This window comes from Leptolyngbya sp. CCY15150 (assembly GCF_016888135.1).
Taxonomy (GTDB): domain Bacteria; phylum Cyanobacteriota; class Cyanobacteriia; order RECH01; family RECH01; genus RECH01.
The window spans coordinates 47890-69460 of sequence record NZ_JACSWB010000147.1 but is presented as its reverse complement, the minus strand read 5'-3'; the positions used below and the strand labels follow the sequence as shown (position 1 = coordinate 69460).

Sequence of the window (21571 nt, the reverse complement as noted above, 5' to 3'; positions counted from 1 at the left end):
CAGTCAACCTGGAGTTATTCAATATTGGCAGGGCGCAGCGCCGAGGAACTAGCAGGCTCAGAAGACTGGGGCGATCGCTCCTGGGCCTGCTCTTCCTTGACGCGTAGGGTCAAGAGTGCCGCCATCAGCATCGAGCCACCGCCGACAACAACGGCCCACAGGCGGTTTTCGTGGAGCAGATTGACCATCACCCAGCCAAAGCCTAGGGATGCTACTACTTCCGGTAAGACAATAAAAAAGTTGAAAATTCCCATGTAAATTCCCCCCTTACGCGGCGGCAGGGAACCCACCAGCATGGCGTAGGGCATGGCTAGCATACTGGCCCAGGCAATGCCCACGCCGACCATCGAGGCCAGTAGGAGATATTGATCGTGAATGAACATCAACGACAATAGACCAATCGCCCCGCAGAGCAGACAGAGGGCGTGGGTGAAGCGACGACCAATCTGTCGAGCAATCTTAGGTAGGGCAAAGGATATACCCACACACACCGCATTGTAGGCAGCCATACAAAGCCCTGCCCATTCAATGCCTTCGGCATAGCGCAGCGAGTCTTCGTCTACTGCGCCGAAAATATTGTGGGCGACGGCGGGCGGAAAGTAGAGAAATAGGCAGTACATCCCCAACCAGCTAAAGCACTGCACCCAGGCCAATTGGCGCATGGTTTGGGGCATATGGGCGATCGCTCGTTTGATGGAAATTAGGGTTTTTAGGACGCCAAGACGGCGCTTCTGCTGACGCTGAAAGGCTTCCATGTCCACCGGTGGCTTCTCGGTGGTGCTGCACACCGTCCACAGCACTGTTCCCAAAAATACTGCTGACCCAATGTAAAACGACAGGGTCACCGAGGGAGGAATGGCGTGATTTTCTGGAGGACTGATCACCTGCAGCCCGTGGCTCAACACCCAGGGCAACGCCGACGCCGTCACCGCTCCTAGCCCCACAAACAAACTCTGCATCGCAAAGCCTTGGGTACGCTGATCGGCAGGCAAAAGATCCCCCACAAAAGCCCGAAACGGTTCCATACTGACATTGGATGCCGTATCCAAGAGCCAGAGCATTCCCGCTGCTATCCACAGACTGGATGCATTGGGCATCCCGATCAAGGCGATGGAGCTAAAAATGGCTCCCACCAAAAAATAGGGGCGTCGCCGTCCTAGGGCGCACCAGGTATTGTCGCTGAGGTTGCCGATAATCGGCTGGACAATCAGCCCCGTGAGGGGAGCTGCCAACCATAGGATGGGAATTTGGTGAGCATTGGCTCCCAAGTATTCAAAAATAGCGCTAGTGTTGGCCATCTGTAGCCCCCAGCCGAACTGGATGCCAAAGAAGCCAACGCTCATATTCCACAGTTGCCAGAAATTGAGACGATTAGACTGAGACACAAACGATACCATCATGCAGCGATACGGCGATCAGCCCAGCACCCGCCGCTCTGATCGCCAACCCATCTCCACCTAGACGGGCTACGAGAGGAGCGATCGCCTAAGCATTGACTAGGGTATCGCAGCTTTCCGGTTTCAGATCTCGCTCCATGAGCGCTTCCACGGCTTGCTGGGGCGTAATCTTCCCGTTCAGCAGGCGATAGACCTGCCGGGAAATGGGGACTGGGATCATCTCGCGGTTGGCTAGGTCGATCAGCACGTTGGTGGTATTCACCCCTTCTGCGGTGCTGTGCAAGTCGTCTAGAATTTGCTCTAGGGCTTTGCCTTCAGCGAGACCATAACCCACGCGGTAGTTACGGCTGAGGGGGCTAGAGCAGGTGGCTAGCATATCGCCCAAGCCGGCGAGACCAAAGAAGGTTTCCGGCTGTGCGCCTAGGTGCGTACCCACCCGAATCACCTCGGTCAAGGCGCGGGTAATCAGGGCAGACTTGGCATTGGTGCCTAGGTTCAAACCATCACAAACCCCAACCGCGATCGCAATCACGTTTTTCAGGGTACCGCCCAGCTCCGTACCAATCGGGTCGTTGTTGGTATAGACCCGGAAGCGATCGGAGGAAAAGAGCTGCTGCGCCCGCTCCGCCGCTGCGGTGTCAGAACTGGCGACCACAGTGGCCGCCGGTAGACCTGCGTCAATTTCCTTAGACAGATTGGGCCCCGACAGCACGACGATGGAATGCTGGGGAAAGGCATCTTGGAACAGTTGAGATGGGGTACGGGTTGTGGAGGGATCGAGCCCCTTCGTCGCACTCACCAACACCACATGGGCCGGCAACTGCATCGCTTTTAAGCGCTCAATCATCGTCGGCACACCCTTCATAGAGATGGCGGAGAGAATAATATCAGCGCCAGCGATCGCATCCTCTAAGCTGATGTCTAAACTCCGTGACCAAACTCGAACCTGATGGCCATTTTCGCGAGCCAGGGTTGCCAAAGCCGATCCCCATGCTCCTGCTCCCAAGACTGTCAGCGTAGCAGGTTTCGTTGTGATCATGGTCTTAATTTTCTGATGTGCTTCGTGGGCTAAACCGTCGGCGTGAGTCGAAGTTGGTTCGTGACTCATAGATAATTATCCTCTAGAACTCAATAGGTCAGGCGGGGTTCATGGTGACCCCTTGGGTTAACCTGCAGCTAGGATCGGTCAGCCATGGACAGTGAAGGGAGGAGCTGGGCCTGATCCGAGGCAGCGATCGCGTAGTCGGGAATGCAGTTGTCGGTCATGTAGGTGGCATAGTCGGCCAACTCTTGATTACACCGATCATCATCCCAACCGCAGTGGGTCATCAAGGTTTCCACTATGGCAGGCAACACATCAAACCCGTAGTTGTGGCGCATGGCCAAGGTGGTACGACGGCGGCAGATATCGACCAGGGTATGGGCATATTCAGCCTGCACCGAATAGACAGCCTGGGCACGGATGTCGGGTAGTTCGGGAATCAAGCGCTCAGCTAAATCTGGCGCATCATCGATCAGAGCTAGCACCTCTGTTGCCAAAGCGCCGTAGACCTTAAAGAGATGGTGGATCGACTCACGGGATACATAGGCTTCATAGTGAGCGATCGCTTCGCCGATGCGTGAATCCTGAGGTCGGATAGCTCCCGGCAGGGGCACCGTGCGGGCGGGCGAAGGCGGAATGCTGCGCTGTAGCTTACGGCAGGCTTTATCCACCATTTCTTCACCCACTTGGCGATAGGTGGTGAGCTTGCCGCCGATCAGGGAAATTAGATTCTGAATGCCATCGACCTGGTGATCGAATAAAATGTGATCCCGCGTGATGCTACCCGCCTTGCTGCTTTCCTTATAAGGTAAAGGACGCACACCGGAGTAGGTGAACTTCACATCATCACGACACAGATCAGCCACGGGGAAAATTCGATTGGTTTCGTTAAGCAAATAATCAATTTCATCATTATCTGCTTTAACCCGATCGAGATTACCTTCATAGCGCAGATCGGTCGTACCAATCAGATACATTCCCAGCCAGGGCACAATGAAGAAGGGACGACCATCCGTCCTTGCTTCCACATAAAAAGCCGTATCTGGAGCGCCAGGAAAGGCATCAACCACAATATGGCTACCCTTCGTTCCGCCAATTTTGCGTGCTTTGGTCATCGGTCGGGGGCGATCGCCCTGACGACCTAGTTGACAGACCTGATCCACCCAGGGCCCAGAGGTATTCACCACCACGGTCTTCGGGCCAATGGGCACATCAAAGGTTTCGCCGGTGAGCTGATCCTCACAGGTCAAGGCAGAAATGCGATCGCCCTTGCAGGGAATAGCCGTCACCGCGACATAGTTCAACACCGTCGCACCGGCTGCCGCTGCAGAACGGATATTTTCTAAGCAAAGACGCTCCGCATATTCAGCTTGCCCATCATAATATTGAGCCGCACCCGTTAGCTGATCGGAGCTGGCGGTGCGAAAATGCTGCTGAAACTTGGTGGCAGATAACATTCGATGGGACAGCAGTGTCTTATCGAAACTAAGAATGTCATAGAGTAACATACCCGCCTGAATTTCCCAGTAGCGCCGCGAACCATCACGGTAAATGGGAATGGTCATTTGAATCGGTTTCACCAAGTGGGGAGCCGCCTGCAGCAAGATTTCTCGTTCCCGCAGCGATTCGCGTACTAGGTGAAACTCAAAATATTCTAAGTACCTTAATCCACCATGCACCAACCGAGTAGACCAACTGGTGGTGCCGCCAGCAAAGTCATTTTTTTCAATCAGGAGCGGCTTGAGACCCCGGAGGGCAGCATCTCGGGCCGTACCCGCTCCATTAATTCCGCCGCCAATGATGACGATATCGTAGGCTGTAGTCTGAATGGCTTGAAAATCGCGCATGATACTTGATTCAATTGACCCGTAACTGGGAGTTTACTCAACCCTTACTCTGGCAATGAATAGGATCCACTACTCTAGCGTCCCGCCCCTTGAGCATACCTCGTTAACTTTATAATGTCCTCTACTGAGAGGAGTATTTTGATGGCATTAAGGGATATCTGGCGTTGCTGAATACAAGGATGAATGGCTCAGTCCGCCCTCTCCCTAGCCCTAGCCCTAGGGAGAGGGGACAAGAGTTCTAGCCCCCTTCTCCCCAGGGAGAAGGGGTGGGGATGAGGGCAAATCATCTATCGATTCAGCCATGCCGGCTGTCTAAATCGCTGTAACCGGATCTCCCAGCCCTGGTCACCGATATCGCTGGGTGGGCTATGTCAGGACAATGCCCACCCTTGCCTCTTCAGAGATTGGTTTTAGACCAAAGCTGGCTCTTCTTGCTCCGCCGGCTCTTCACCCAAAATCGCCGTGGCTCGGGCTTCCCGGAATAGGTGATTGGCCCACTGCTGCACGTCGTAGCGTTTAATCGCCTGATACATGCGTCCCATGCGCACCTTCTGTTCCTCCGGTGACATCGCCAACGCTTCGTTAATCGACTCATCCATGCGGCTAGAAGCGTAGGGATTAGTGAGAACAGCGTCAGGTAGTTCCACCGCCGAACCGGTAAACTCCGACAGCACCAAGACACCATCCTGGCCTTCATGGGCCACCACATATTCCTTGGCCACCAGGTTCAAACCATCCCGCAGCGGCGTAATCCAGGCAATATCCGCCGCCTTGAAATAGGCAATCAGTTCTTCAAAGGGAATGGGTGTGGTAAACAGGATAATCGGCGTCCAGTTGAGTTTGGCAAACCGACCGTTAATCTTACCCACCAACTGCTCAATCTGTCCCTGGGCAGTTTTGTACACCCGCATTCCTTGGTTAGGCTGCACCGCCGTGGTGATCAGATTAATTTTGCCGTGCAGATCCGATCGCCGCTCTAGCAGTCGTTCGTAGGCCCAGAGCATTTCTCGGGTACCTTTCACGTAGTCTACCCGCCCTGCGGACATAATCAGCTTGTTATTGCCCACCTCACGGCGGATGTTGGCAATTCGCTCAGCCGTCTCTGGCTTTTGTAAAATGGACTGAATCAGTTGCGGGTTAGTGCCCACCGGGAAGGCATCTAAGTTCACCAAGCGATCGCCATAGCGAACTTGAGTCGTCACCTCGGGTTCAGCCAGAGCTGTGCCAAAGGGCGTAAAGGCTTGATCCACCGGCACTCTGCGGGTAATTTCAACCGGACGCAAACTGCGGGCCGCGCTGACAAAGTTTTCGACATAGCGAGGAATGTGGAAGCCGCACAGGTCGCAGCACAGCAGGCTATCGACGATCGCTTCTCGCCAAGGCAGAATGTTGAAAATATCCGCAGCAGGGAAGGGAGTGTGGTGGAAGAAGGCAATCTTAGCGTGGGGCATCTTCTGCCGAATGTAGTACGGCGTGAGCCACAGGTTATAGTCGTGGATCCAAATTAGGGCATCTTCTGCTGCGTCTTCACAGGCAGCATCGGCAAAAAGCTTGTTAATGTGCTGGAAGTTCTCCCAATCCGATGAGTCGTAGGTGAACTGCCAGGGGAAGGAGTGGAGAATCGGCCAAAACGCTTCCTTCGAGGTGATGTGGTAAAAGTTTTTCACCTGATCGGGCGTCAGAGGAATCCGCCGCACCACACAGCTATCGCTGGCTCCGTCTGGGCTAATTTCAGCTTGAAACGGTTCTTTTTTGCGAGGGTTGACCTGCTTCCATGCAACCCAAGTGCTGCGCTCTGCGTTGGCAAAGAAACTTTTTAGGGTAGGAACAATGCCATTAGGGCTTTTCTTCTCGCGGTAATGGAGTGTTCCATTCTCATAAACCTCATCATAGGGTTCACGATGATACAGAATCACAAGGGAGGATTTCATGGAGTTCTCTCCTAAATGGTCAAGCTGCTAGAGTCACGAGCGATAGACGTCGAACAGACGTCCAGCGGATACTCTTGGGGGTCATTGTAGTCAACCGGTCTTAGGTTGGACTGCACCATAACGGAACATGGATAACTGATACACCGGTTTCATCTGGTATCCCCTCAGCGTTTTTTTGCACCAGATGACGTAACAGTATCATCCGATCGCTTTCGCATCCTGTCATCATCCCAGGGAGAGGTTCTTGGCTCCCATGTCACCAACATTACCCCAGTGGCATCTGCACACCTTGCACAATTCCTGAACACCATCTCCCACGGGATAGAGGGCAAATAGGAGCAAGCAGGGTACACTCAAGAGCAACGTTCTAGACTTAGGAAGTGCCAGGGCAAGGGCATTGGCTGCTCCAAGTTTTTAGACGTTGCTACCCGCATTCTTCAGAACTTTGCTTCATGGTCACCACTGCCACTCAGATTGCTTTAGTTGAAGACGAAACCCAAGCCCTCCTCGACTGGGCGATCGCCGTTAACGATTCGGATGAAACCTATTTTCATAAAAGTCAACAGTTGGCACGGCGACTGGGAGCCCATTACCGACCAGACGGTCTCACCGAAATTGGCTTCTGGACACCGCGACTCGCCAGTGAAGTCATCCAGTCGGAACGGGATATTTTTCTAGAAATATTCACCCCCCTAGATGCCATCGACTTTCAGGCCCCCGAACAGACCGTACGCTTCCAGTGCGATCGCATCCCGCTGATGCAGCAGGGAGAATACATTTGGGGCGTGTTGGCGGGAATGCAGCCTGGACGGCGCGATCGGGCCGGCTCGTTCTACTGGCTACGGGCCCTCAGTCCCCACCACTACCTGCGGATTATTCGCGATCCCCTGGCCGTTTCCATGCCCTACGGTGTCTTTGCGCCTGCGGAACTCTACGACATGGATTCCATCCAGCAGCAGCGCGCCGATCTCGACTACCTGCGCCGCACCTCTCAGTGTGACGAAGAAGGCACCATTCCCCGCGTTCCAGCGCCCCGTAATATCCTGCAACTACACATCACCACCGCCTCCCCCACCGGCTATCTAGCAGGGTTGACGGACTTGTATCGTCAGATTTCCGACAAGCTAGACCAAGGGCTACCGCTCACCGGCGCAGAAGAGAACTACATTGGCTACGACGCCGTGCAGCTTTTGCCCGTCGAACCTACCATCGAATACCGTATTGAAGGCGATAACTTCACCCACGAATTTTTTGCGATCGCCTCCAATACCAACTCCGATGAACCCGACCTGACCATCGACCTCACCTCCGATCAGGTGATCACCGATCAGCATCCCATTTTCAAGGATCAAGAACAGCGCCAAGTCACCCTGCGCAAACCCAACACCCATAACTGGGGCTATGACGTTCCCATCCTCGGCTCAGCAGCCACTAATCCTGCCCTGCTCAGCAGCCTGCGCCCCGACGAGATGATCGACTTCATCACCACCCTACACACCTTTTCCACCGGGCCCATTCAGGTGATCTACGACTTGGTCTATGGTCATGCCGACAACCAAGGCGAGGAATTGCTCAACCGCCAGTTTCTCAAAGGGCCCAATATGTACGGGCAAGACCTGAACCACCAGCTTCCTACCGTACGGGCTATTTTGCTGGAAATGCAGCGCCGCAAGATTAACACCGGAGCCGACGGTATTCGCGTGGATGGCGGGCAGGATTTCCGTTGGTTCAATCCCCTCACCGGCTTAGTGGAACAGGATGATGCTTATCTCCTAGCCATGAGCGATGTGGTGCAAGAAATCAACGGCTGTCAGCGCCTGATGTTCACCATTTTTGAAGATGGTCGTCCTTGGCCCCAAGAAGGGTGGGAAGAAACCTCCACCTACCGCGACTTAATCGAACTCCAGCCCGCCTCTTATCAATGGGGGCCCTTAATTTTTGCCCACAATACCCCAGCCCTAGAAGGCTTTTGGGATAAGAAATGGCAGCGGGTGAGTGAGGTGTTAATTCAAGGCGATCATTGGATTACCGGCTGCGCCAACCACGACACCGTGCGGCGCGGTAACCAAATTCTCCTGGATGCCAAGATCAACTGGAATCTTGGCAAAACCCTGCCCCAGGTGCTGCGCAATGCCTACGATAATCCAGCGGTGAAACTCTGGGTCTATGGCTTTAGTCCAGGGCTGCCCATGGATTTCATCAACGCCATGATGTGGGCTCCCTGGCTGTTTTTCCGCAATACCGACGATCGCTACGGCGTCAAGGTAGCAGCCGAGGAAGTGGGCTTTTTGGATTGGCAGATTGAACCCGAGTTGTATGACCAACCCTGGGCCTTCCTGCGGCTCAAGGCACTAGGATTTAGGGATCTTAAAGCCCTGAAAACCTTTTGCACGGCCCTCAGCGAAGCCTTGCTGAAAACAGACTATGACCTCGACGCGGTGGCGCGCATGTGTCAACGTTGCCTAGGCGACAATCCCGACTACTGCGAAGTATCGGCGATGTATGATCTGCAACATCCCGATCGCGCCCCCTTCCTCAACCATGTGGATGTCCCTGCCCTTAAATCCTTCGCCATGGGCTTCATGGAAGATGCCCACGACATCTGTAATATCAAACATTACATGGATGACGTCGATCCGGTTTTAACCCATTTTGGGCTGCAGGTGCGACACTATCGGCATCAGCATCCCTGGCTAGCGGAAAACCTCGGCGGCAGCGATCGCTTTAATCGAATTAGCGATAAACAACGCACGGTATTCTATGGTCTGCGCACCTGTGCAGACTGTGATGACGAGCTAGAGCAGGTGGCGCTGGTCACCCATATGGGCGGCAAACCTATTGACGTCACCCTGGGCGACTGGCTACAGCTTGATCTCAGCGAATGGCGCATTGCTCTGGCTACACCAGGGCTAGAACTCGACGACAGCGACCCCGACGAACTGCGCCTTTTTGAGCTAAAGGATAGCCAAGGGGTGCTGCTGGAGCGCATTCGAGACTAGGGGCAGCCTAACGATCGCCACCGGCGTGGTGGACTCTTCTGTAATCGGGGCGGGTTTCATCTCGCCCCGAAAATCGAGCAGTTGCACAATCAATAAATAGGCCACACTCAGCAAAACAGCGACCGCTCCCGTGGCGATCGCAACTAGTTTTGAGCGATCCATGCCGTTTTCTCCACCTGGTTTGTCTCTGTTTTCATTATGGGGGAGTTGGGCAAGAACGGGGTGATTACCGCTCGGGCTGAGCTGGCCGATCCCATAGCGCAACCCGTCACGATCCACAGCCGTCCGGACTAAGAAGGAGGGCGATCGCCATACAGCGACTGAAAAATGAAGTCGAGATCCAGGCTCCAGGATTGGGGATCCTCTTCTGAGCGAATCAGGTGGATTTGGTCAATGAACTCTCGAAAATAAACCCGCCGCTCCGACTCCGATAGATCATGCCAAAATTGGGGAATCGACAGGGTTTGGGCGATCGCCTTCAGATTGGCAGGCGGCAGTTGGGCCTGGCGATCGCGCAGGGCCGACAGTTCGGTTTTGAGCGTATAGCTGCGCAGACTAGCGGTTTGGTCATCAAGAATGCCCTGCTCCACCAAGGTGGGTAGGCGCTGTAGAATGTCTTGCTTCACGGCAATCTGTCCACCGATCGCCTGCTGCAGTCCGTCGATATCCGGCAACTCTAGGGCAGCGATCGCCTTGGGTAAATCCTGACAAATCCGCTGAATAGCCTGGTCTAACACCTCCCCGTAGGCGATGGCGCTGCACTTGAGCGATAGCCGCGGGCAAGCCATGGGGCGCAGATAGAGGTATTCCGTAGCGCTCTGTCGCCGATTGACGCGGGTCACGGTCATTCCCGACTGACAGGTCTGACAGGTCACCAAGCCCGCCAGAGAACGAGGGGCGCTGGCGGTTTTGGGCGGCAAACGGCGATTGCGACGCATGAGGCGATCAATTTGGGCTGCTTCATCGCGGGAGATCAGCGGCGCGTGGGTATCGGAGATTACATCCCCGGTGTGGTACTGCAAATCGCCGCGATAGATCGGACTGGTGAGCCAGCGGCGGCCGGTGGATACCGAAAATTTCTTACCAAACTGTTGATTAATCTGACGGACACTGCCCCGCAGGGTGCCGTAGAGCAAAAAGTGTTCCACCAAGGCTTTGACAATGGGAGCTGTGCTGCGATCAATGACGTAGCGATCCTTGCCGCGCCGGTAGCCATAGGGAGCTTTTCCAGGCGGCGGCAGGGCATTCACCCGATTTTTGGCATGACCCCGCTGAATCGTTCGCCCACGCTGCTGCTGCTGGAGCTGACGAAAGAGGTCGATCATCTGCGATCGCTCTAGGCTATCCGGATGAGGCTGATCATCGTCTAGGGGCGTGAGGGGAATCCCCAACTGTTCTAGCACAACGAGGCGATCGCTCACTTCAGATAAAGAATCCCCTAACTCTCCCAAACGGCGCACCAGAATTGACGTGATTAAACCGGCGCGGCAATCGGTGAATAATTGATCAAGCTGCAGGCGATCGCCCCAGTCTTGATAGAGACGATCAATGGGGCAGGGCCAATCGGGCTGCTCTGCCGAGTCTAGATAGGGATCGCCATAGCAATAGGCCGCCGTCACCATAGATTGATCTCAGTACCCTGCAAGTTATAGCAATTCTTGGATAGCCCGCTACATGTTACCTTCACCCTAAATCCCTCTTCCAGAGAGCGAGGGACTTGGAGGCGTCTTAAACGATGTAGCGACATTTAGAAGAAGCAACATTTTGAAGACTTGATATTAGTCGGTGATTTTGCGATATCCAGCATAGCCAATGCCCACCACAATAGCTAGCAAAACCAGGAAGGTGGAAAATGGCACAAAGGAGAAAAAGATAATTCTTATCCGTGCTCCTAGCCAGGATAAGAACAAAAAGGCTGCCGCCATCATGATCAACCCCTGGAAGGTACGAAAGGCTGGGATGAGGTGCAGGGGCAAGCGCCGTCGCGACAGCCATAGGGATACCAGCATGTGGTAGAGCGGCAACACTAAGAGCAGCAGATCCGCCGTCGTCACCACCAGCCGCCAGCCGCCTATATTGACCGCGTAGGATAAATAGCCAATCAACAATAAAAAGCCAGCGATCGCTAACCCTAGATTGATGCTGAGCAGCAGAGGCTCTTCTGTCTTACCTGGAATCGCCACGCAGAGTAAATAGGTGATCCAGGGGGCCGCAAACACCAGCACGGCAATGGGAATGCGCAAGTCTGCAAGCTGGACGTAAAACGCTTCAATGGTCATGATAGGCAAGATCTCAACGGACTCACAATATCGATATCTCCTCAAGACTACAACCGCGAAACTAGGGAATTCAGATCGGTTGCTGAAATCGCCTACTGATAGCGCCAGATTTTGATGGTGCGATCGCCACTACCGCTGATCAAGGTACGATTATCGCGGCTAAACGCTAGGGCATTGACGCCCTTTTGATGACCATGACAGTAGCCCGCTAAGGTATGGCGCAGCCGCCCAGTTTTTAGATCCCAAAGCTTAATGGTGCAGTCATCGCCGCCGCTGGCCAAGGTACGGCCATCGGGACTGATGCAGACCACCCGCACCCAGTCTAGATGCCCGGTGAGCGTTCGCCACAGTCGCCCTTTGCGCAAATCCCAAAGCTTAATGGTATTGTCACTGCTGCCGCTGGCCAACATCTTGCTATCGGGGCTAATCGCCAGGGAATTAATATCCCGCTGGTGATCCGTGAGTTTGTGCATCAGTTCACCCGTACTGAAATTCCACAGCCAGATAATATTGTCATTACTGCCGCTCACCAGAATCTTGCCGTCGGGGCTAATGTCTACCGCTGACACCGCTCGGGGATGGCGAATACTGCGCAACAAGCGACCGGTTTGCAAATGCCAAACTTTCACCGTATGGTCATCACTGCCGCTCACCAAGGCTTGACCATCGGGACTGATTTCCACCGACAGCGCCATCACCGAGGCCGCCGTATCCGTGAGGGTGGACGACTGCTGCCCCGTAGCCACGTCCCATAGGCGAATGGAGTCGTCTACACTGCCGCTAATCAAGGAGCGGCCATCTAGGCTAAACACCACCGACAGCACCGGCGATAGATGTCCTTCAAAGGTGCTCACCAAGGCACCGGTGCCCAAATGCCATAGCTTAATGGTGCGGTCGAAGCTGCCGCTGGCAAAGAGCTTGCCATTGGGACTGGTGGCGATCGCGGCCACGGAGTTGGCATGACCCTCCAAGGTATAGACACAGCGCCAAGCCAGGGGCATTGTCGGCTGGATGTCAGGCAGTTGGGTAGTGGAATGTCGAGAGGGCGGCGGTGGGGGCGGCAGTTTGGGGCCAAGGACGGCTTCTTCCCCCATATCCGGCAGCGTATTCACATAGCGCAGGGCAGCGATCGCTTCTTGGGCAGACTGATAGCGCTGACTGATGGCCGGCTGCAGCAAACGATCCAGCAACAGGCCTAGCTCACTATGAATAGGACTGCGCAGATAGTCGCGCCAGATCCAGGCCCCTTCGGTGAAGGAATAGAGATCAAAGGGAGGCACATCGGTCAACAGATGAATGCAGGTGACGCCTAGACTATAGAGATCGCTAGCAAACACCGCCTTGCCGCCGGTTTGCTCCGGCGCTGCATAGCCCGCACTGCCAATCACCGTCCCAGTTTGCTGCAGTGCCGCAGCGCTGGTAAGCTTAGCCGCCCCAAAGTCCACCAACACCAACTGACGATCCGATCGCCGTCGAATGATATTGGCGGGCTTGATATCGCGGTGGATCACCTGGGCCTGATGGATGAAGGCCAGCACAGGCAAAAGATCACCCAGCACATGCCGAATCTGCGCCTCGGTGAACGGCCCCGACTGGGCAACCTCTTGCTCTAGGGTTTGACCATCCACAAAGGACTGCACCAGGTAGTGGTAGCGATCTTCCGAAAAGTGGGCCAGGAGGTGAGGAATTTGGGGATGGGGTGATAGATGATCGAGGCGGTTGGCTTCTTCGTGGAACAGGTGGGTGGCCTTGTCTAAGCGATCGCCCGATAGATTGCCCGGAAAAAATTGCTTGATCACACAGGGCGGTCGAGATGGAATATGTTCATCCACCGCTAGGTAGGTTTTGCCAAATCCCCCATGCCCCAAGGGACGAATCGCCCGATAGCGATTGTTCACCTGCAGGCGCATACCGCAGCTTTGGCAGAACTGCGCTTCAGCCAAATTTTGCGGCGATAGGCATAGGGGGTTGAGGCAATAGCTCATAAGTGTAGACCGGAGCGGCGATCGCCGTTGAAAAGGAACAGGCAAGGGACAGGTAGCCAAACCATCAGCCCGCGAAGAGCATCCATCGATGAACCGTGGCACCATGAAGAAAGGGAATTGCCCTCCCGTTGTCCCACCGGCACCCCGTCAAGATTATGGTAAGGTCTTTCCTCTATTTTCCCCATTCTTTGTCCACTCCTCACAGTGGTTACCACTGGGATGGCAGCGATCGCCGTTTTTTTGAAGGTTGGTACTACCGCGTCACCCTGCCGGAGGTGCAGCAAACCTTCGCGTTCATGTATTCCATCGAAGATCCAGCAGGCGGTCAGCGCCATAGCGGCGGCGTCGCCCAGGTGCTTGGCCCCAACGATGGCTACCTCTGCCGCACCTTCCCCGATGTTTCCCAATTTTGGGCCTGGCCCCATGCCCTCGGGTTAGGTCATTGGCGATCGCATCCCCAGCACCCACCCCGCCCAAGTCTCCTAGAATCCGATCACTTCCATCGCACCATTCAAGAAGGTTACCAAGGCACCGCCACAGAGCACCAAGGCAAGCTCAGCGATCCAGTCATGGGTACCTGCACCTGGCACTACCAGATTCAGCCCATCTACGGCTGGGGCAATGTCGATCAACCCCAGCAATCTACGGCCGGCTGGCTCTCCCAACTGCAAATTTTTGAACCCGGTTGGCAAATCCTCATGGCCCATGGTCTGGCCAGTGGCTGGATTGATTGGCAGGGCGATCGCTACTCTTTCCAAGATGCCCCCGCCTATGCCGAAAAAAATTGGGGCGGTGCATTTCCAGAGAAATGGTTTTGGCTGAACTGCAACACCTTTGAGGATGAACCCGATCTGGCCCTCACGGCTGGCGGTGGACGGCGGAGCATCCTCGGCTGGATGGAATCCGTGGCGATGATTGGCATTCACCATGGCGGCATCTTTTACGAATTTGTGCCCTGGAATGCGCAGGTCACCTGGGAGATCCAGCCCTGGGGAAGCTGGCGCATGACCGCCACCCGCGATCGCTTCCGGGTGGAACTCCACGGCAAGAGCGATCGCCCCGGCACCGTCCTCCGTGCCCCCACCCTCGATGGCATGATTCCCGTCTGTCGCGATACAATGCATGGCTGGATAGACCTACGCCTATGGGAGGGCGATCGCTTGATGGTGCAAGCCACGAGTCACCAGGGCGGTCTAGAAGTGGGGGGTGGGCCCTGGGATCAGGTGTGGCGATCGCATCCTTAGGAGGCCTTCATGGTCAGCCAAGGTTACTGCTATGATGGGCGGTAACCCTGGGGCTGTAGCTCAGCAGGATAGAGCAACCGCCTCCTAAGCGGTAGGTCGCGCGTTCGAATCGCGCCAGTCCCGTTTCTGATGTTTGATGGCGTTCCCATGCATTTTACCAGGGGAGCGATCGCACTCATAACCTCGTACTGTCCTTATTGCTTTTGCCAATGTTACATTTCTTGCAAAGAGTCTGTAGATTAGTCATTTCATCAGAACCACCTTTTGACCGAGGAATGATGTGATCAACTTCCAATGAAACTCCGTCTTCTCGTGCCGATCTACCACAGCTAAGACATTTCCATTTATCTCTAGCCAGTACTGCCCACCATTTACCTGCTCTCACAAAAGAATAACTATTAAGCTCAGATAGTTCTAAAAATTCCAGACTCTCTTGCTTTTCTTCTACGTTTTTCTCATCATTGCCAATGCGGACATACCATCTCCTAAACTGTCGAAGTCTTGTCCTAAGCTTAGGCTCTTGCCCTTCGCCGATACAAATAAATGATTCTGCTAATGCATATAGGAGTGTGAACGCAACCGTTAATTCATAGAAGCCACGATCTGAATTCACAGGAAAGTAGTATTTGGGTGATACAAGCCTGATGCCGTCACTCCCAATTTCCGCAGGTGATATTGCTTGATATAAAGGTAAAAATTCAGAAGAACGATTATAAGTTCTATGGGAAATGTGAGCTAACGACAACAAAGGTAGCAACCTATTGCTATGCTTTCTAATAATGGCTGAAATCTTTTCTACATAAGCATCATCAACTCCTTGTCGGAACGGTAGCAACTCAGCGTGAATTGTTCCGTTAGGTAGCACTTTGAACGTCAGATAAGTTGGATGAAAGAAAAAAGGCTGTCCATTTCTCTTGATAATTTCAAGTGGTTTCTTACCTCGTTTTGCAGCGACTCCAATGTGAACTATTCCGAAGTCTTGATTCTCCTTCGCTTTATCTCTATGACTTGGGCAGTAGACAAAGGTCATTCTTTCGTATGGATTCACTTTATATACTTGTGCCACAATATCAAGGGTATGACGTAGCAAAATTTCCAATCGAGGGAAAAAATAGTTTTGTAGGGTTGACAGTTTAGTTTTGGTATCAGGAATATTGAAGATTTGGGTATCGTTTTCCTCAAAAACCACTTCATCAATGCTGTTAGCACGTTGCACGTCTTTAACTCCTGAAATTCAACTGGCATTCAAACATGTTTGGCAAGGGCTTGATAGTTTGTAGTATTCCCATTTTTTTGCGTGAGTTCCTACTGGCTCTTTCCGTGTTGCTGAATCAGGGTATGAACCTTGAATGGGAAGCACTGAAACCTCCTTCAAACATTTGGAGAGTCATCCTACAATTCAACAACACCAACACTCAAAGGGGCTAGATGTGGCGTGTGGCGATCGCTTAACAATACAATGCACCCGTTGCCATTTAGGTGGAGATGTCTGGAAGAGTGCGCTTAAATGGGCCTGACACCCTTCATTGGTCTTCACCCTAGGTAGCAGTGCCTAAGGCCAATGTTGTCCACGTTTCTGTTACTTACTTGACGTTTTTCCATGAAGCTACCCTTTGGCCAGTCTCCCAAACCCGACTCTAGTCTGCCACCCGATCCTTCATCGAAGGAACCCCAAGGGCTAGGAGCCTTTGGCGGCGTGTTTACCCCCTCAATTTTGACCATTTTGGGGGTAATTATGTACCTCCGATTTGGCTGGGTGGTAGGCAATGTAGGGCTGCTCGGCACCCTGATTATTGTGACGCTCTCTACCTCCATCACGTTTTTGACCGCCCTGTCCGTCTGTGCGATCGCCACTGACAGAGTCGTTCGCGTGGGTGGAGCCTACTATATGATTAGTCGTTCCCTAGGCATTGAAACAGGAGGAGCAGTAGGCATCCCCCTATACTTTGCCCAAGCCTTCTCCGTGGCGCTCTACACCCTGGGCTTTGCTGAAAGCCTCTCAGCAGTGTTTCCGTGGCTCAATCAGATTGTGGTTGCGTTGCTAACCACCCTCGCCGTTGCCATCTTGGCCCTCACCTCCGCCGAGCTAGCCATTCGAGCGCAGTACTTCATCATGGGGGCGATCGCCCTATCGTTGATCTCTCTAATCTTTGGGCCATCGCTGCCTAACATAGAACCGCAACTTTGGGCCGTTCCTGAAACGACCCAGAGTTTCTGGGCTGTGTTTGCCGTATTTTTTCCAGCAGTGACCGGCATTATGGCTGGCGTTAATATGTCTGGGGACTTAAAGAATCCTACCCAAGCCTTGCCTAGCGGCACTCTAGCCGCCGTGGGCGTAGGGTACGTCATTTATATGGTATTGCCGCTGCTGCTTGCCTATCGAGCCGATACCGCCAACCTGATCGATGAACCGTTGATCATGCAGCAGCTCTCCTTTTGGAGCCCTGCCATTTTGTTAGGTGTCTGGGGAGCAACCTTATCCAGCGCCATTGGCAGCATTATGGGAGCCCCCCGTGTCCTGCAAGCCCTAGCGCGGGACGGCGTCCTGCCGCGCGCCCTGAAAATTCTGGGTACGGGTAGCGGTCGTCAAGATGAGCCCCGCATTGGTACAGCGGTGACGTTATTTGTCTCCGCAGCAGCCGTTTGCATTGGCGATCTTAACCTGATCGCCCCTGTGCTCACGATGTTTTTCCTCACAACTTACCTGGTCCTCAACATCTCCGCTGGCATTGAAGGCTTCCTGCAAAGCCCTTCCTATCGTCCTACCTTCCGTGTTCCCTGGTTCCTGTCGCTCCTTGGAGCGGTGGGCTGTTTGTCGGTCATGTTTTTAATTAATGCCGTTGCCACGGTCGTTGCGGCAGCGATCGCCCTCAGCATTTTCTTTTGGCTGCAGCGGCGGGAGCTGGAAGCCACCTGGGGAGATGCTCGCCGGGGTATGTGGATGGCGCTCCTGCGGACGGGCATTTTGCAGCTCGATCACACTGATGATCCTAAGAACTGGCGGCCCCACATTCTCGCCCTTTCCGGCTCCCCGTCTCGCCGCTGGTCGTTGGTCGAGCTAGCCGATGCCCTTACCCACAATCGAGGCCTCGTGACCATATCGAGTGTCTTACCCAGCGGTTCCCGCGACGTGGGGCAGCAGGCGACCATGGAAGCCACCATCCGCGACTACCTAGAGCGGCGGGGCATCCGCGCCTTAGTGCGCCTCACCACAGCCTCAGATCCCTTTGAGGGTGCCGTTCAACTGATTGAAACCTATGGCATTGGCCCCCTTGTACCCAATACCATTGTGCTTGGAGACAGCGAAAACCCGTCACGACGGGCCAGCTACTGTAATCTCATTGCCCAGACCCACAAGGGCAATCGCAACGTTATTATTCTGCGAGAAAATAAAGATGGGTTTGGCCGCCGTCAGCGCATTGATGTGTGGTGGGGAGGGATGCAGGCTAACGGTGGGTTGATGCTGCTGCTGGCTGACCTGCTGAGTAGGACGATCGCGTGGCGCAATGTAGACATTTGCCTGAAGTTGATGGTGCAGGATGATACAGCAGCGAAGTCTGCCCAGCAGAATATCCGCAGGCTTGTGCAAGATATGCGGATTTCGGCTCTATCAGAGATCCTGGTCGCCAATGGTCGTTCTTTCGACGAGGTGCTTCACGAGTCATCAGCTTTAGCCGACCTGATTTTTCTAGGCATAGCATCTCCTGATGCCGTTGCTGACTATCCAGAGTACTATGCCAACTTACAGCAGCGCACGGCTAATCTGCCCACTACAGTATTTGTCTTAGCTTCAGGCAAGTTTGCCTTTACTGAAGTACTCAGCGAAGGCTAGCTGCCTATCTCCTTTTTTACATCCTACTCCACCATGGCAGAGGCTCAAAAAACGTCGGCTGTCTGACTTTCCCCGATAGTTCAAGATCACTACTCACAGGCACATTCTATGAACTACCGGGGCGTTTTTTTAGCTGATAACAGGACAAGGCTCACCAAAGCTAAGCAGCCTGATCATCTGCTTTTCCCTTAAGCTGTGCCTGTCCCTCAGACCCTTTGGGAGTTTGATGGCCCAATATTTTCTTGGCCGCATAAAGCTTATCGATCGCCTCATCGCATTCCGGGTAGCGCTCGCAGACAAATGTAATCAGATGATCAATCGTACAGGCTACTTTTGTATTACCCATCCACGAATGAAACTCTTGGTGGATATCCTCATCCATCGTAATCAAGTTATCAATACTAGTCGCTAGATGAGGATAGTGGGATTCAGAAAACATGTGATGAGCTGCAAGACGCACTTTTTTATGCGGCGTATGTTTTCTTCCAGTAATCTGGCAAGTGCTCTTATCCCTAGTTTTGGCACGATCTTTCACTCGTTGGATCGCTTGCTTCCGCCCCTCAAGTTCATCCACTATCCGCCTGAGAGTTTTCTTGCCCACGACCTCCACTGCATCGCACCACTCCCGCCGGTCTTTCATCGTCAGAGTTGTGGCTAACTCGCGGCTTAATCGACTAAATCCATTGAGAGAATAGTAGCGAACGCCATCAATGTCATCAAAATCTTCACCAATAATCAGGGGGCGATCAGATCGCCTAATAGCATCGAATGCTTGGTTTATCCTTGGATAGCTTGTGCATAGAATATTAACGACATCTTTCTTTGATAAAAAGTGGCGGTTATTTCTAACCGTCAAAGAGCTGCAATTTTCATGGATCTTGCGATTGATAAACGCCTGCCGAAGCTTTTCCTTATGGCGTGTTAAAAATTCACGAATTCTCTCCCAAATACTCGGTGTGTCTTGGGAGTCCATGTATTTAGCGATCGCGAACGCACCAATCTGAGAGAAGATACGCTCATTTTGTTTCTTATTTAAGAAGATGAAGTGGTCATTTTCTTTCAATTGCCACTCATCATCTGGATCAGAGTCGAAAAAATCGATAATTTCAACCAGGCGATCGAGACTGATCTCCAAGGCTTCAGCTAATTGATCGACCCGAATCGTAAATTTCGATGTGTCTTTTGCCATATCTACGCCTCTGCACAAATACTTCTATACAATGTGTTTAGGCGATCGAATATTTTAGCATCGCCAGTTTCTGGAGTATCAGGATGATAAATCTTGCTCAACGATCGATAGGATTGCTTAATATCATCTGTGGTTGCAGATTTTGGATTTAGTCCAAAGGTATCCCAAGGTCTGGAATATTCAAAGATATTGATACCGTTAATACATCCGTATCCTTCCTGATCTCGTTCATTGGGCAAGACACCAATAAATTTACGGTATAGGACTTCCCAGGATGCTTTATAAGAAAAATTCAGGGATTCCATGCCATCGGTTGCCATTTTATAGGTTCCCGATCGCTGCATAGCCTTGGCATCCTTAGCCTCGAAATAACCCAGGACAGCCGCTTTAAGCTGTGGCAAGGTAAGAGCTTTGATTTTCTTAGCTTTAGGTTTAGATTTAGTAGCTTTCTTCGGCGATGTTGTTGAGGCAAGAACTAGAAGGGCAAACTCTTGGAAAACATTAGGTTCAACATTATGAAGTTGCGATAGACGGGTAATCTCAGCTTGAACCTGAGATGCTAGGGGCTGAGTTGTCATAGGAAACCCTTTGATGGAGAAATAGGGGGACTGAGTTAATGGCGTCATCTAGTCTGAGATTGACACAAACCGTAAAAAGGCAAGTTGTGTCGGATGGGTGTCCCTGTTGCACCTATACAGTTGTCGATTGCATAGGACAGAGAAACTAACCCCTTTCAGTAGAGTACCCGCACCAAGGTTCAGGCTATCAAACGTAATCAGAAACGTAGAATTCTGTGACACGTATGAATTCAAGGTCTACAGAACCCAAGCAAACTCCAGCATTCCTCGATAAAATGTAGGCACCCTACAGATCCGACTGGAATGAATTCAAAGCCTGCCTCTCCGCCGCTTACTCCCATGCCAGCCTGGCTGCGATCGCCCCTGGGTCGGGCTAGCGAACTATCCACCGTGCAGCGCATCATTAAACAGCGCGGCATCCACACCATTTGTGAAGAAGGGCGCTGTCCGAATCGAGGCGAATGCTACGCCCAGGGCACCGCCACCTTTTTATTAATGGGCCCCACCTGCACCCGCGCCTGTAGCTTTTGTCAAGTCGATAAGGGTCATGCCCCCATGCCCCTCGATCCCCAAGAGCCTCAAAAAGTAGCCGAGTCTGTGCAGCTTTTGGGCTTACAGTATGTGGTGCTCACCTCCGTCGCGCGGGATGACCTACCCGATCAAGGTGCAGGTTGGTTTGCCCAAACCATGGCCGCCGTGCGCCACCTCAATCCCAAAACCCAGATTGAAGTGTTGACACCTGATTTTTGGGGCGGGACAGGGGGAGCTGATGCCCAACAGCAACGCATTGCCACCGTTGTCCAAGCTCAGCCAGCTTGCTACAACCATAATCTAGAAACGGTGCGGCGCTTACAGGGCCCCGTGCGGCGAGGGGCCAACTATGAGCGATCGCTGCGGGTCTTGGCCCAGGTCAAAGCCATGGATGCCACGATGCCCACCAAGTCAGGGCTAATGTTAGGGCTAGGGGAAACCGAAGCAGAAATTATTGAAGCCTTGCACGATTTGCGAGAGGTTGGATGCGATCGCCTCACCCTTGGGCAATATCTGCGGCCCTCCCTCGCCCATCTGCCCGTGCAACATTATTGGCCGCCGGAAGAGTTTGATCGATTGGGAGCGATCGCCCGTGATCTAGGTTTTTCCCATGTCCGATCTGGGCCCCTCGTGCGCAGTTCCTACCATGCCGGACAAGCTCCCTCCTAATCATCGAGCCACCCCAAGCATCAGCCCTACATAAAACCGCCCAGCCTT

General features: G+C 53.2%; 15 protein-coding genes and 1 tRNA gene. 5 read left to right on the top strand and 11 right to left on the bottom strand.

Annotation, left to right across the window (positions count from 1 at the left end):
* Positions 1-14: 14 nt before the first annotated feature.
* The 4 genes from JUJ53_RS05865 to ggpS all read right to left on the bottom strand — a co-directional run bounded on the left by JUJ53_RS05865 (position 15) and on the right by ggpS (position 6217).
* The gene (locus JUJ53_RS05865; RefSeq protein ID WP_204151225.1) at positions 15-1343 is read right to left on the bottom strand and encodes an MFS transporter; all 1329 of its coding nucleotides are present in this window, start codon (positions 1341-1343) and stop codon (positions 15-17) included.
* A 142-nt stretch (positions 1344-1485) separates the two neighbouring features.
* Entirely contained in the window at positions 1486-2436 is a 951-nt protein-coding gene (locus tag JUJ53_RS05860; protein WP_204151054.1) for an NAD(P)H-dependent glycerol-3-phosphate dehydrogenase, read from the bottom strand.
* Positions 2437-2573: 137 nt separating this feature from the next.
* Entirely contained in the window at positions 2574-4286 is a 1713-nt protein-coding gene (glpD, locus tag JUJ53_RS05855; protein ID WP_204151053.1) for a glycerol-3-phosphate dehydrogenase, read from the bottom strand.
* Between the two features lie 410 nt (positions 4287-4696).
* Positions 4697-6217 carry a glucosylglycerol-phosphate synthase gene (gene ggpS, locus JUJ53_RS05850; RefSeq protein ID WP_204151052.1) on the bottom strand — a complete coding sequence of 507 codons (1521 nt, stop codon included), beginning with the start codon at positions 6215-6217 and terminating at the stop codon, positions 4697-4699.
* A 452-nt stretch (positions 6218-6669) separates the two neighbouring features.
* Here ggpS and gghA point away from each other — a divergent pair, with 452 nt between their 5' ends.
* Positions 6670-9216 (top strand): glucosylglycerol hydrolase, encoded by a 2547-nt coding sequence (gene gghA / locus JUJ53_RS05845; protein WP_204151051.1) that lies wholly within the window; start codon positions 6670-6672, stop codon positions 9214-9216.
* Here the strand turns inward: gghA and JUJ53_RS05840 are convergent.
* From JUJ53_RS05840 to JUJ53_RS05825, 4 genes are all read right to left on the bottom strand, one after another.
* Complete coding sequence (locus tag JUJ53_RS05840) at positions 9172-9378, bottom strand: hypothetical protein (RefSeq protein ID WP_204151050.1); 207 nt, start codon at positions 9376-9378, stop codon at positions 9172-9174. The two genes, gghA and JUJ53_RS05840, sit on opposite strands and share 45 nt — an antisense overlap.
* 128 nt (positions 9379-9506) lie before the next feature.
* The gene (locus JUJ53_RS05835) at positions 9507-10838 is read right to left on the bottom strand and encodes a recombinase family protein (RefSeq protein WP_204151049.1); all 1332 of its coding nucleotides are present in this window, start codon (positions 10836-10838) and stop codon (positions 9507-9509) included.
* A gap of 156 nt (positions 10839-10994) precedes the next feature.
* Entirely contained in the window at positions 10995-11495 is a 501-nt protein-coding gene (locus JUJ53_RS05830; protein WP_204151048.1) for a hypothetical protein, read from the bottom strand.
* A gap of 92 nt (positions 11496-11587) precedes the next feature.
* Positions 11588-13525: a serine/threonine-protein kinase gene (locus JUJ53_RS05825; protein WP_204151047.1), complete on the bottom strand. Its 1938-nt coding sequence runs from the start codon at positions 13523-13525 to the stop codon at positions 11588-11590.
* A gap of 110 nt (positions 13526-13635) precedes the next feature.
* On the opposite strand from JUJ53_RS05825, the gene JUJ53_RS05820 reads away from it, so the two are divergent.
* Complete coding sequence (locus JUJ53_RS05820; protein ID WP_204151046.1) at positions 13636-14724, top strand: tocopherol cyclase family protein; 1089 nt, start codon at positions 13636-13638, stop codon at positions 14722-14724.
* A gap of 49 nt (positions 14725-14773) precedes the next feature.
* Positions 14774-14847 (top strand) — tRNA-Arg (locus JUJ53_RS05815).
* A gap of 52 nt (positions 14848-14899) precedes the next feature.
* On the opposite strand, the gene JUJ53_RS05810 is transcribed toward JUJ53_RS05815, so the two are convergent.
* Complete coding sequence (locus JUJ53_RS05810) at positions 14900-15940, bottom strand: HNH endonuclease (RefSeq protein ID WP_343327895.1); 1041 nt, start codon at positions 15938-15940, stop codon at positions 14900-14902.
* 384 nt (positions 15941-16324) lie between these two features.
* Between JUJ53_RS05810 and JUJ53_RS05805 the strand changes: the two genes are divergently transcribed.
* Complete coding sequence (locus tag JUJ53_RS05805; protein WP_204151045.1) at positions 16325-18556, top strand: amino acid permease; 2232 nt, start codon at positions 16325-16327, stop codon at positions 18554-18556.
* A 160-nt stretch (positions 18557-18716) separates the two neighbouring features.
* Here JUJ53_RS05805 and JUJ53_RS05800 read toward each other — a convergent pair whose 3' ends face one another.
* Together JUJ53_RS05800 and JUJ53_RS05795 are read right to left on the bottom strand one after the other, a co-directional pair.
* Positions 18717-19745 carry a hypothetical protein gene (locus tag JUJ53_RS05800; RefSeq protein ID WP_204151044.1) on the bottom strand — a complete coding sequence of 343 codons (1029 nt, stop codon included), beginning with the start codon at positions 19743-19745 and terminating at the stop codon, positions 18717-18719.
* Positions 19746-19747: 2 nt separating this feature from the next.
* Positions 19748-20323, bottom strand: coding sequence for a J domain-containing protein (locus JUJ53_RS05795; protein ID WP_204151043.1), 576 nt, complete (start codon positions 20321-20323; stop codon positions 19748-19750).
* Positions 20324-20626: 303 nt separating this feature from the next.
* On the opposite strand from JUJ53_RS05795, the gene lipA reads away from it, so the two are divergent.
* On the top strand, positions 20627-21523 hold the full coding sequence (lipA, locus tag JUJ53_RS05790; RefSeq protein ID WP_204151042.1) for a lipoyl synthase: 897 nt from the start codon (positions 20627-20629) through the stop codon (positions 21521-21523).
* The last annotated feature ends 48 nt before the right edge of the window (positions 21524-21571 follow it).

Bases quoted from the DNA above. Each gene is read 5' to 3' on its own strand.
- JUJ53_RS05865 (WP_204151225.1), bottom strand. From the start codon at position 1,343: ATGAGCGTTGGCTTCTTTGGCATCCAGTTCGGCTGGGGGCTACAGATG.
- JUJ53_RS05860 (WP_204151054.1), bottom strand. From the start codon at position 2,436: ATGATCACAACGAAACCTGCTACGCTGACAGTCTTGGGAGCAGGAGCA.
- glpD (WP_204151053.1), bottom strand. From the start codon at position 4,286: ATGCGCGATTTTCAAGCCATTCAGACTACAGCCTACGATATCGTCATC.
- ggpS (WP_204151052.1), bottom strand. From the start codon at position 6,217: ATGAAATCCTCCCTTGTGATTCTGTATCATCGTGAACCCTATGATGAG.
- gghA (WP_204151051.1), top strand. From the start codon at position 6,670: ATGGTCACCACTGCCACTCAGATTGCTTTAGTTGAAGACGAAACCCAA.
- JUJ53_RS05840 (WP_204151050.1), bottom strand. From the start codon at position 9,378: ATGGATCGCTCAAAACTAGTTGCGATCGCCACGGGAGCGGTCGCTGTT.
- JUJ53_RS05835 (WP_204151049.1), bottom strand. From the start codon at position 10,838: ATGGTGACGGCGGCCTATTGCTATGGCGATCCCTATCTAGACTCGGCA.
- JUJ53_RS05830 (WP_204151048.1), bottom strand. From the start codon at position 11,495: ATGACCATTGAAGCGTTTTACGTCCAGCTTGCAGACTTGCGCATTCCC.
- JUJ53_RS05820 (WP_204151046.1), top strand. From the start codon at position 13,636: ATGGTAAGGTCTTTCCTCTATTTTCCCCATTCTTTGTCCACTCCTCAC.
- JUJ53_RS05805 (WP_204151045.1), top strand. From the start codon at position 16,325: ATGAAGCTACCCTTTGGCCAGTCTCCCAAACCCGACTCTAGTCTGCCA.
- JUJ53_RS05800 (WP_204151044.1), bottom strand. From the start codon at position 19,745: ATGGCAAAAGACACATCGAAATTTACGATTCGGGTCGATCAATTAGCT.
- JUJ53_RS05795 (WP_204151043.1), bottom strand. From the start codon at position 20,323: ATGACAACTCAGCCCCTAGCATCTCAGGTTCAAGCTGAGATTACCCGT.
- lipA (WP_204151042.1), top strand. From the start codon at position 20,627: ATGAATTCAAAGCCTGCCTCTCCGCCGCTTACTCCCATGCCAGCCTGG.